Here is a 10,935-nt window from a genome sequence, read left to right on the forward strand (position 1 = left end):
ATCAAAGGAAAGATGTCAAACGCGTCGTCAGGGTCGCACCATGAGCCGTTCGAGCCCATGAAAATGCCAAGTCTGGGCATAGCGCGGCGTCTCCGTCAGGCGCAGGTTGGGGCAACGGGCAAACAAGATTGGCAGGGCCACCCGCAGTTCAAGCCGCGCCAAGGGGGCGCCGACGCAAAAGTGGAGGCCCGCGCCAAAGGCCATGTTTTGTTTCACCGGGCGGGTCGGATCAAACACATTCGGATCGTCCCACGCATCATCATCACGACCCGCCGCGCCGAGCAAAAGTCCGATCTTGTCGCCGCGTTTCAAATCTTGGCCCAAAAACGTGGTGTCTTCATAGACCCAGCGTTGAAACAGATGCAGCGGAGGATCAAAGCGGATCACCTCTTCGATCACGCCCTCAATGCGCGCGTCCATGATCATTTCGCGTGGGGTTTCTTGTTCCAAAAGCGTTTTCACCGCGATGCCAAGGCTGTGCACCGTCGCCTCATGGCCCGCATTGAGCAACAGGATGCAGGTGGTGATCAACTCATCGGTCGACAGCTTTTCGCCCTCTTCCTCGGCGGCAATCAGACTGGTGATCAGATCGTCGGCGGGGCTGGATCGGCGCTGGTCAATATAGCCGCGCATAAAGGTGGCAAACTCTGTGGCGGCGGTTGCGGCCGCCGTTTCGATTTCAATTGTGCGCCCCGGCGTATAGACCGCGACCATCGCGTTGGACCAGGTCAAAAGCTGCTCGCTCATCGCTTCGGGCACGCCCAAAAGCCGGCAAATGATCCGCACTGGCACCATTTTGCAAAAGGCGGGCAACAGGTCAAAATCGACTTCTTGTGGGAAGTGATCAATCAAATCATGAGTGATCTCTTCCAGATCGGGGACCAGGTCTTTGATCCGCCGCGACGTAAACGCCCGCAGCACCAACCCGCGCAACCGCTTGTGCCGGTCGCCCTCAAGTTCCAACATCGAATGATCGTCGATGTCATAAAACGGGCGCAGATGGGCCGGGATGTCGGGCTCAAACCCAATCGGAGCCTCGCGGCCAAACCGCGCGTCACGCAGCGCCATCGAGACACCGTCATAGCCCGCAATCACTGGCAGGCCCAAGTCTTCCCACCAGACCATCCGCCCCGCTTCACGTAGATCATCGTAAAACGGATAGGGGTTTTGGACAAAAATGGGATCAGTGGGGGCGCAGCGGAGTTTTTTCATCGTCTCTATTTTCACGGTCTGTTTTTAATGGCGCGTTTTCATCGCGCGAACTTGTCGGGAACTGCTTTCCTTTGCAAGACAGGTTTTCTACTCTTGGTTCAGATGACCACAGAGCACACCCTCGCGCCAGACACCGCTGCGCCCACCGTCACGCCTTCGGGCCATCCCCGCCTGTTCTGGGCCGTGGGGATGCTTGTGGCGGTTGCGACCTTTGGCCTTTTGGTCTTTGGCCTGAGTTTTCGCGCCGAATTGGATCAAGCCTCTGAGCGGGGCGCGTCGGATTTGGCCTTGGCCTCGGATCGGTTGACCACGGGTCTGCAACGCTACCGGGAATTGGCGGTGTTCTTGTCCGATCACCCGACCGTTTTGGCGCGTGCGCTCAACTCCGGTCAAACGGCGGAGGGAATTCAGAACGCCACCGATGTGTTGCAAAACCTAGCCGACAAAACCGGGGCGCATTCGCTGATGTTGGTGGCGCGTGATGGGACTGTTTTGGCCGCAGCGGGCGAACAGGCCCTGCCCAAAGGTGCCCAAGCCGCCTTTAATCGTGCCATGGTCGGGGCTTTGGGCGTGGCGCATTTCGTCGATACAGAGCAGCAGCGCCGCTATGTGTTTGCCGCCCCGGTGTTTGATCCGGGCGGCCCGGCCCGCGCCGCCGTGATCGTCAATGTCAACATTGGCCTGTTGGAATGGGGCTGGCCGACGGAACCCTCAGCAATTTATTTCACCGATGACTATGGCGTGGTGTTCGTGTCCAACCGCTCCGAATTGGTGCTGCGCGGAGGTTTGGCCGGGCCGATGCCGGTGACCGCGCGCCATCAGGTCTCGGGCCATGATCTTTGGCTGCATGAGGCCGGCCCCTATATTCCCTCGCCCGCGCTGCATCTCACCCGGCCCTTGCCGGTCATCGGCTTGGAGGCTGAACTGCTGATGGACTTGCACCCGGTGATCGCGCTCGCAAGTTTGCAGGCCGGGATGGCGGCGGCGTTGGCGCTGGTCTTTGCGACGTTTTTGTTTTTCGCGCGCGAGCGCAGGCGCACCCTGGCCGAGGCCAACATGCGGCTGGAAGCCCGCGTGGCGACCCGCACCCAAGCCTTGGAAATTGCCAACCGCGACCTGACCCGTGAGGTCACAGAGCGGCTTGAGGCCGAAGCGCGCCTCAAACGCGCCCAAGCCGATTTGGTCCAGGCCGGGAAATTGTCGGCACTGGGAGAAATGTCGGCGGGGATCAGCCATGAGTTGAACCAGCCGCTGATGGCGATCCGATCTTTTGCTGAGAATGCTCAGGCGTTTTTGGCGCGCGACAATGCGGCCAAGGCGGGGGAAAATCTGGGCCGGATTTCCGAACTCGCGCGCCGCATGGGCCGGATCATCAAAAACCTGCGCGCCTTTGCCCGGCAAGAATCCGAAACCATCACCAATGTTGAACTGACTGCGGTGGTCGAGGCGGCGTTGGAAATGACGATGGGCAAAGTCTCGCGGGCGGGGGTCACCTTGGACTGGACGCCGGGGGACCCGGTCTGGGTCCGCGGTGGCGAGGTACGGTTGCAACAGGTGGTGATGAACCTGTTGTCCAATGCGGTGGACGCGATGTCTGACAGCACCGAGACGGAAAAGCGGATCGAAATTCGCATTGTTGCGGGCCAAGAGGGCGTGACGCCCACCCGTCTGACCGTGGCAGACACGGGGCCGGGGATTGCTGAGCCAGACAAAATATTTGATCCGTTCTACACCACCAAAGAGGTTGGGGCGTCTGAGGGCATGGGATTGGGCCTGTCGATTTCTTATGGCTTGATCCAATCTTTCGGCGGGCGCATTCGCGGTGCCAACCGGGCCGAACAGGGCCAAACGCCGATCGGCGCGATCTTTACCATCGAATTGATCCCGGCCCGCTTGACGGGGCGTTTGCCAGAACGTTTGCCGGAACGTTTGACACTGGCACAGGAGGCGGATGAATGAACCGGGCAGGGCGCGTGGAGCGGGTTTTATTGGTCGATGATGACGCCTCGGTGCGCGAGGCCTTGGGGCAGACGTTGGAACTGGCCGATCTCGTGCCGACCTTGGCGGGCAGCTATATCGAGGCCAAAGATCACATCACGCCGCGCTTTGAAGGCGTCATTGTCACCGACATTCGGATGCCGGGCAAAGACGGGTTTGCACTGTTGGATTTTGCCCAGTCGGTGGATGCGGAATTGCCGGTGATTTTGTTGACGGGCGAGGGCGATGTGCCGATGGCGGTGCGTGGCATCTCGTCTGGGGCCTTTGATTTTCTGGAAAAACCCTGTGCCCCGCAAGACTTGATCGCCGTGGTGGAAAAGGCGCTGAAAACCCGCGCGCTGGTGTTGGAAAACCGTCGTCTCAAACGTCAAGTGGCCCAAGGCGACGCCGCCGCCCGGTTGTTGCGCGGCACGTCTGAGTTCTCCAAACGGATGCGCGAAGAGGCCCGCGCCGTGGCCCGCTCTGCCGCTGATGTATTGGTCACGGGCGAGCCGGGGGTGGGCACCGCCAAAATGGCCGAGGTGGTGCATTTGCTCTCGGCCGGGTCCATGGCTCCGTTTTTGAAATTTCCGGCGGTGTCGCAAACTCCCGAAAGCCTCGCCGCCGCCTTTGAGGCCGCCAAAGATGGATCGGTGTTTTTGGATGAAATCGTCGCCCTGTCGCGCCCGGCGCAATTCGCGCTTTTGGAGCTCTTGGAGGGCCATGATCGCCCGCGTTTGATTGCGGGCACCTATGCCGATCTGCGCCATGAAACCACCGAGGGTACATTTTCGCCGGATCTGTTTTACCGGCTTGAGGCGGCAGTGATCCGCATTCCGCCCCTGCGCGAACGGCGCGAAGACATCCCGACCTTGTTCCGCCATTACGTGGATATTGCCTGTGAACAATCCGACCTGCCAGTGCCCGACATCACGCCCGAGGTGATTTCAAATCTGATCGCCCAAGATTGGCCGGGTAATGCGCGTTCGCTGATGAATGCGGCGATGCGTTTTGCCATGGGCCTCTCTGACGGCGAGGCACATGAGGATGAATTGGGGCTGGCCGAACAACTGGCGCAAGTTGAACGCTCGCTTTTGATCGCCGCGTTGCAACGCCATGGTGGCAATGCCACAGAGGCGGCGAAGGGATTGAAATTGCCACGAAAAACCTTTTACGACAAGCTCGCGCGCCATGGCGTGCGGGCGGAGTTGTATCGCGGCTGAGGCCGTTAATGTGCCTCAAAAGCATGATCTGATACCTTGCATAAAACCCGCCGCCTTTGTTTCTTGCCCGTGTCCCGACCGAAAGCACGGGACGAAACACGGGAGGGAAATCCATGAGAAATTTGACCTGCGCTTTGGCCGCCGGGATGTTGACGCTGTCCGTCTCTGGCGCAGTCGCTGGAACCGAAGGCTGTGATCCGGGCGAGATGGTGATCAAGTTCAGCCATATCGTGAACACAGACAAACACCCGAAAGGCATCGCCGCGACCCTGTTGGTGAACCGGGTGAACGCGGAGATGGACGGGACCGCCTGTATGGAGGTCTACCCCAACGCCACGCTTTATAACGACGATCAGGTCTTGGAGGCGATGCTGCAGGGCGACGTCCAACTTGCGGCCCCATCCTTGTCGAAATTCGAATCCTTCACCAAACAATTCCGCATTTTCGATCTGCCGTTCATGTTCAAAAACATGGAGGCCGTGGATGCATTTCAGGCCTCAGACACCGGGCAGGACATGAAAGAGGGCATGGTGCGGCGCGGGCTTTTGGGGCTTGAATTTTGGCACAATGGCATGAAGCAAATCACCGCCAACACACCGCTTGTCATGCCAGAAGACGTCGCCGGTCTTAAAATGCGGGTTCAGCCTGCCGAGGTAATCATTGAACAGATGCGCGCGCTCAATGCAAACCCGCAACCGCTGGCCTTTCCTGAGGTCTATGGCGCGTTGCAAACCGGCGTTGTGGATGGTCAGCAAAACACATGGTCCAACATCTACGGTCAAAAGTTCTTTGAGGTTCAGGACGGCGCAACCGAAACCAACCACCTGTTGCTTGACTATATGGTCGTGACCTCGGTCGATTGGTGGGAAAGCCTCGATGCGGATGTGCGCGATCAGTTTGCCACCATCCTTCATGAGGTGACCGTGGCGCGCAACGGCGAGTCCGAGCGGGTCAATCAGGAGGCCAAAGAGGCGATTTTGGCGGCAGGCGGTGTCGTGCGCACGTTGACACCTGAACAGCGCCAAGCCTGGGTTGAGGCGATGAAGCCGGTGTGGTCAATGTTCGAAGCCGATGTCGGTGCCGACAACATCGCCGCCGCCCAAGAGATCAACGCGCGCTATTGAGGCCTGTGCGTGATCCGCTCTGGTCAGACTGAGTCGCTGGCCAAGGCGGAGCGTGAGACCAAAACATGTGCGGATTTCCGCACGCCTGTGAAAATCGGGCGTGCGGAAAATCACACAGTTGCGCTGGGTGCATGGCGGATATGCGTTTTGAATTCTCTTCAATTTCCTGAAAATAAAGGGAAATTATAAAATTTTCACGCCGCCGTCACGAAACCTTGTTCCAAATCTCTTGCCCCTGTTTGGTCTGTCTCAGAGGTGCATGGGTCCAAATCCGATGTGCCACGTCTGACATTCGATTTCATGATAGGGAGGAAACCCATGAAATTTCTTGCAACCGCTGCCACCGCTCTCGCGCTCACCGCAACCGGCGCTTTCGCCGACACGATGGGCTGTGATGCTGGCGAAATGGTGATCAAATTCAGCCACGTCACCAACACCGACAAACACCCAAAAGGCATCGCCGCGAACCTGTTTATGGAACGCGTGAATGCCGAGATGGACGGCAAAGCCTGTGTCGAGGTCTACCCGAACTCCACGCTGTATAACGATGACCAAGTGCTGGAAGCGATGCTTCAGGGCGACGTGCAAATGGCGGCACCCTCGCTGTCGAAATTTGAATCCTTCACCAAAGTTTACCGCATTTTCGATCTGCCCTTCATGTTCAAAAACATGGATGCGGTTGAGGAGTTCCAAAACTCCGAAGTTGGTGAGAACATGAAAGAAGTCATGGTACGCCGTGGTCTTTTGGGGCTTGGGTTCTGGCACAATGGGTTGAAACAATTCTCCGCCAACAAGCCGCTTGTGATGCCTGAAGATGCCGCAGGCTTGAAATTCCGGGTTCAGCCCTCTGACGTGCTGGTCGCGCAGATGGAAGCGCTCAAGGCCTCGCCGCAACCGATGGCCTTTTCCGAAGTCTACGGCGCGCTGCAAACCGGGGTTGTCGATGGTCAGGAAAACACATGGTCCAACATCTACGGCCAGAAATTCTTTGAGGTTCAGGACGGCACCACCGAAACCAACCACGGTTTGCTCGACTATATGGTCGTGACCTCGGTCGATTGGTGGGAAGGGCTGGATGCCGACACCCGCGATCAACTCAGCACCATCATGAACGAAGTGACGGCAGAGCGGAACGCGGCGATCGCCGAAGTGGACGCCAACAACCGTCAGGCTGTGTTGGATGCGGGCGGTGTGATCCGCGAATTGACCGCAGAACAACGTCAGGCGTGGGTTGATGTGATGAAACCCGTTTGGGCGCAGTTTGAAGCCGATGTTGGCGCAGACAACATTGCCGCAGCCCAAGAGATCAATGCCAAACACTAAGGCGTAAGCCTTTGAACACGAACGGTTCCCGCGGATTTGTCGCGGGGCCGTTTCCTGCATCCTTTGCCCGGGCTCGGGCATCTGGGGCCAAAAGAGGGGGCCAGTGATGACACATTATCAAGACAACCTGCCTGACACATCCATCGCGCGGTTTTTCGACGCCTTGGAAGAAAACCTGATCGCTTTGATTTTGGGGCTAATGACGCTGGTCACCTTCGTGAATGTGGTGATGCGCTACCTGTTCAATGATTCCCTGATTTGGGGGCTTGAGGTGGTGTTGATCCTGTTTGCCTGGCTGGTGCTTTTGGGCATCCCTTACGGGTTTAAAAAGACTTCGCATCTGGGCGTGGATGCGGTGATCAATATGCTGCCCTCGCGTGGGCACCGGATTTTGGCCATCCTGTCGGCGCTGGCCTGTGTCGCCTATGCCGCGCTTTTGATGAAAGGCGCGTGGGATTACTGGGCGCCCTTCGCCGGGCTTCAGCCCACCACAGGCCGCTGGTTCCCAACCGGGATCGCCACGGGTGTGCGCGACCGGGCGTTTTATGTCACCGACCAAATCCCGATGCTGGGCATTTTCCGCTGGTTAGAGGGCGCGATCAACTATGGCGACAGCTATGATAAGCTGCCCCGCGTTGTGCCCTATTTCATCATCCCGCTCTCAGCCGCGCTTTTGCTCTTGCGCGTGGTTCAGGCAACGATCCGCATCATTCTTGGCACCCAGTCGATCCTGATCGTATCCCACGAAGCCGAAGAAGAAGTCGAGCGTGTTGCAGCCCATCCTGCGCACCCCGAATACGAGGAATAACCCCAATGGATGTCATCCTTCTTTTCGTCATGATCATCGGGCTGTTGCTGATCGGCGTGCCGATTGCGGTCTCATTGGGCCTGTCCTCGATGATCTTTTTGTTGGTCTTCTCCGACACGTCCCTGGCCTCCGTCGCCCAATCTTTGTACCAAGCGATGGCCGGGCACTACACGCTCCTTGCGATCCCGTTTTTCATCCTTGCCTCCTCCTTCATGTCCACGGGTGGCGTGGCCACGCGCATTGTGCGGTTTTCCATCGCCTGCGTCGGCCACATGCATGGCGGCTTGGCGATTGCGGGTGTGTTTGCCTGTATGATCTTTGCCGCTCTGTCCGGCTCTTCGCCTGCGACCGTGGTGGCCATTGGTTCCATCGTCATCGCGGCGATGCGCAAAATGGGCTATTCGCGTGATTTTGCAGCGGGTGTGATCTGTAACGCGGGCACTTTGGGTATCTTGATCCCGCCCTCCATTGTGATGGTGGTCTATGCCTCCGCTGTGGACGTGTCGGTCGGTCGGATGTTCCTTGCGGGCGTCATTCCGGGCATTTTGGCGGGCACGATGTTGATGATCGCGATCTACGTCATCGCCCGGATCAAAAAATTGCCAAAAGGCGAATGGGCCGGTTGGGGGGAAATCTACGCCTCGTTCAAAGACGCCTTTTGGGGCCTGATGTTGATCGTCATCATCATGGTCGGCATCTACGGGGTTCCGGGCCTCACCGGCGCGATCTTCACGCCGACCGAAGCCGCCGCTGTCGCTTCTGTCTATGCCTTCCTGGTGGCCTCCTTTGTCTATCGCGATATGGGGCCGCTGGCGGGACGGAACGGGGCAGGGCCCACGGCCTTGTTGCAAAAGCCGCAAGCCTTGATCACCGCATGGTTTCACGCAGACACGCGCCAAACTCTGTTTGATGCGGGCAAGCTGACCGTGATGTTGATGTTCATCATCGCCAACGCGCTGATCCTCAAACATGTGCTGACCGACGAACAAATCCCGCAACAGATCGCCAATGCGATGCTGTCGGCGGGCTTTGGCAAGATCATGTTTCTGATCATGGTCAACATCATCTTGCTCATTGGCGGTCAGTTCATGGAACCGTCGGGTCTGATTGTCATCGTTGCGCCCTTGGTGTTTCCGATTGCGATCGAACTTGGGGTGGACCCGATCCATTTGGGCATCATCATGGTGGTGAACATGGAAATCGGGATGATCACGCCGCCGGTGGGTTTGAATCTGTTCGTCACCTCCGGGGTCGCCGGGATGCCGATGATGGCGGTGGTCCGTGCGGCTTTGCCGTTCCTCGCGATCCTCTTTGTGTTCTTGATCCTCGTGACCTATGTGCCCTGGATTTCGACGGTTCTGCCGAATGCGTTGATGGGGCCAGAGATTATAACGAAGTGATCTAAAGCGTCACGCCTTTCCTCTGTCTCAGGTTAAAGGCGTGACGCTTTCAGGTGAGGATAAGACATGAAAAAGGGGCCTCTTGGGGCCCCTTTTTCAGTGTTTATGCCGCTCAAAGGGGACTTAGTGCCGCGAGGTCAGTTCCGCCAGTGCGGTCAGCCGACCAATGGCCGCGCCAGAGGCGATGCTGTCTTTGGCAATCTCGACACCCTCTTTCAGGGTGGCTGCCTTATCCGCCACAACCAGCGCCGCCGCCGCGTTGAACAGCACAGCATCGCGATAAGCACCCGCTTCACCGTTCAACAGCGCAATCATCGCCGCGCTGTTTTCCTGCGGGGTGCCGCCAAGAATGTCTTTCAGCCGATGCACGGGCAGGCCCGCGTCTTCGGGGTGAATCTCCATCGACTTGATCACGTCCCCCTCAAGGGCTGCCACCGCCGTGGTCCCGGTGATCGAGATTTCATCCATCCCATCCGCGCCATGCACCAGCCATGCTTTTTCCGTGCCAAGCATTTGCAGTGTTTCGGCCATCGGAAAGATCAGATCGGGGGCAAACGCGCCGGTCAGTTGGCGTTTCACGCCTGCCGGGTTGGTCAGAGGGCCCAAGATGTTGAAAATGGTTTTACAGCCCAATTCAACCCGCACAGCCCCGACATATTTCATCGCCGGGTGGTGCATCGGCGCCATCATAAAGCCGATGCCGATCTCGCGCAGTGCCTCTTCGACCACGTCTTTGCCGACCATGACATTGACGCCACTGACCGACAACGCATCCGCCGCACCCGATTTCGAGGACAGGTTGCGATTGCCATGCTTGGCCACGGGCACGCCTGCGCCCGCGACGACAAAGGCGGTGGCGGTCGAGATGTTGAGCGTGCCCAACCCGTCCCCTCCGGTGCCAACGATGTCCATCGCGCCCTCGGGGGCCGTGACCCTGACGCATTTGGAACGCATCACCGAGGCGGCTGCGGCATATTCCGACACGGCCTCACCACGGGCGCGCATCGCCATCAAAAATCCGCCGATCTGCGCATCGGTTGCTTGGCCTTCAAACAGAATTTCAAAGGCTTCGACAGCTTGCGAACGACTGAGCGGCCCCTCTGAGGCGGCAAAAATCAGCGGTTTCATCGCATTGGGATTCTCTGGCGTGCTCATGCCGCGTCCTCCGCTTTGAGTTGGCTCAAAAAGGTGCCGATCATCTCGTGGCCGTGTTGGGACCGGATGCTTTCCGGGTGAAATTGCACGCCCTCAATCGGCAGGGTTTTGTGACGCAGCCCCATGATTGTGCCATCCGCCAATTCCGCCGTGACCTCAAGACAGTCGGGCAGGGTGGCGCGATCGACGACCAGCGAATGATAGCGTGTGCCTTGCAAGGGCGAGGGCAGACCGGCAAAGACGCCTTTGCCCTGATGATAAATCTCACCCATTTTGCCATGCACAATCTCATGACAGCGCACAACGTTGCCGCCAAAGGCCTCGCCGATGGATTGATGCCCCAAACAAACGCCAAACAACGGAATGCCCGCATCGGCGGCGGCATGAACCAAAGGCACACAAATGCCGGCTTCATGCGGGGTTTTCGGACCCGGCGACAAGACGATGCCAGACGGGCGCAACGCCATCGCCTCTTGCACGTTCAAAGCATCATTGCGCACCACTTTGGCTTGCCACCCCATCTCGCCAATGTAATGGACGAGGTTGTAGGTGAAACTGTCGTAATTATCGATCAGAAGCAGCATCGCTTTGGTCCTTTGGGTGTCATGACGCGGTGAAATCCGCACATAAATCCGCACAGGCACCGGCCAAGCGCCGCGCGGGGAGAGATTGTGGCGTGAAAGGGGGATGATCCTTTGATAAAGCCGGGTTAT

Annotated in this window: 9 protein-coding genes; 6 read left to right on the forward strand and 3 right to left on the reverse strand. The window is 58.3% G+C overall.

What is annotated here, in order from left to right; genetic code table 11:
* Positions 1-27 precede the first annotated feature (27 nt).
* Complete coding sequence (locus DA792_RS05225) at positions 28-1,212, reverse strand: cytochrome P450 (RefSeq protein ID WP_107718713.1); 1,185 nt, start codon at positions 1,210-1,212, stop codon at positions 28-30.
* A gap of 102 nt (positions 1,213-1,314) precedes the next feature.
* Here DA792_RS05225 and DA792_RS05230 point away from each other — a divergent pair, with 102 nt between their 5' ends.
* The 6 genes from DA792_RS05230 (at position 1,315) to DA792_RS05255 (ending at position 9,067) form a co-directional block, all read left to right on the forward strand.
* Positions 1,315-3,171: a sensor histidine kinase gene (locus DA792_RS05230; protein ID WP_107718715.1), complete on the forward strand. Its 1,857-nt coding sequence runs from the start codon at positions 1,315-1,317 to the stop codon at positions 3,169-3,171.
* Positions 3,168-4,412 (forward strand): sigma-54-dependent transcriptional regulator, encoded by a 1,245-nt coding sequence (locus tag DA792_RS05235; protein WP_107718717.1) that lies wholly within the window; start codon positions 3,168-3,170, stop codon positions 4,410-4,412. The genes DA792_RS05230 and DA792_RS05235 overlap by 4 nt, the downstream gene beginning before the upstream one ends.
* A gap of 113 nt (positions 4,413-4,525) precedes the next feature.
* A complete protein-coding gene (locus DA792_RS05240; protein ID WP_107718719.1) occupies positions 4,526-5,536 on the forward strand; it encodes a DctP family TRAP transporter solute-binding subunit in 1,011 nt (336 codons plus the stop codon).
* Between the two features lie 318 nt (positions 5,537-5,854).
* Positions 5,855-6,859: a DctP family TRAP transporter solute-binding subunit gene (locus DA792_RS05245; RefSeq protein WP_107718721.1), complete on the forward strand. Its 1,005-nt coding sequence runs from the start codon at positions 5,855-5,857 to the stop codon at positions 6,857-6,859.
* 106 nt (positions 6,860-6,965) lie between these two features.
* Positions 6,966-7,667: a TRAP transporter small permease gene (locus tag DA792_RS05250; protein WP_107718723.1), complete on the forward strand. Its 702-nt coding sequence runs from the start codon at positions 6,966-6,968 to the stop codon at positions 7,665-7,667.
* 5 nt (positions 7,668-7,672) lie between these two features.
* The gene (locus DA792_RS05255; RefSeq protein ID WP_107718725.1) at positions 7,673-9,067 is read left to right on the forward strand and encodes a TRAP transporter large permease; all 1,395 of its coding nucleotides are present in this window, start codon (positions 7,673-7,675) and stop codon (positions 9,065-9,067) included.
* A 123-nt stretch (positions 9,068-9,190) separates the two neighbouring features.
* Here DA792_RS05255 and trpD read toward each other — a convergent pair whose 3' ends face one another.
* Together trpD and DA792_RS05265 are read right to left on the reverse strand one after the other, a co-directional pair.
* Entirely contained in the window at positions 9,191-10,222 is a 1,032-nt protein-coding gene (gene trpD / locus DA792_RS05260; RefSeq protein ID WP_107718727.1) for an anthranilate phosphoribosyltransferase, read from the reverse strand.
* Positions 10,219-10,806, reverse strand: a complete 588-nt coding sequence (locus tag DA792_RS05265; RefSeq protein ID WP_107718729.1) for an anthranilate synthase component II — start codon at positions 10,804-10,806, stop codon at positions 10,219-10,221. The genes trpD and DA792_RS05265 overlap by 4 nt, the downstream gene beginning before the upstream one ends.
* Between the last annotated feature and the right edge of the window lie 129 nt (positions 10,807-10,935).

Source organism: Celeribacter baekdonensis (genome assembly GCF_003047105.1).
In the GTDB taxonomy this organism is placed as follows: Bacteria; Pseudomonadota; Alphaproteobacteria; order Rhodobacterales; family Rhodobacteraceae; genus Celeribacter; species Celeribacter baekdonensis_B.

Bases quoted from the DNA above. Each gene is read 5' to 3' on its own strand.
- DA792_RS05250 (WP_107718723.1), top strand. From the start codon at position 6,966: ATGACACATTATCAAGACAACCTGCCTGACACATCCATCGCGCGGTTT.
- trpD (WP_107718727.1), bottom strand. From the start codon at position 10,222: ATGAGCACGCCAGAGAATCCCAATGCGATGAAACCGCTGATTTTTGCC.
- DA792_RS05255 (WP_107718725.1), top strand. From the start codon at position 7,673: ATGGATGTCATCCTTCTTTTCGTCATGATCATCGGGCTGTTGCTGATC.
- DA792_RS05245 (WP_107718721.1), top strand. From the start codon at position 5,855: ATGAAATTTCTTGCAACCGCTGCCACCGCTCTCGCGCTCACCGCAACC.
- DA792_RS05235 (WP_107718717.1), top strand. From the start codon at position 3,168: ATGAACCGGGCAGGGCGCGTGGAGCGGGTTTTATTGGTCGATGATGAC.
- DA792_RS05265 (WP_107718729.1), bottom strand. From the start codon at position 10,806: ATGCTGCTTCTGATCGATAATTACGACAGTTTCACCTACAACCTCGTC.
- DA792_RS05240 (WP_107718719.1), top strand. From the start codon at position 4,526: ATGAGAAATTTGACCTGCGCTTTGGCCGCCGGGATGTTGACGCTGTCC.
- DA792_RS05230 (WP_107718715.1), top strand. From the start codon at position 1,315: ATGACCACAGAGCACACCCTCGCGCCAGACACCGCTGCGCCCACCGTC.
- DA792_RS05225 (WP_107718713.1), bottom strand. From the start codon at position 1,212: ATGAAAAAACTCCGCTGCGCCCCCACTGATCCCATTTTTGTCCAAAAC.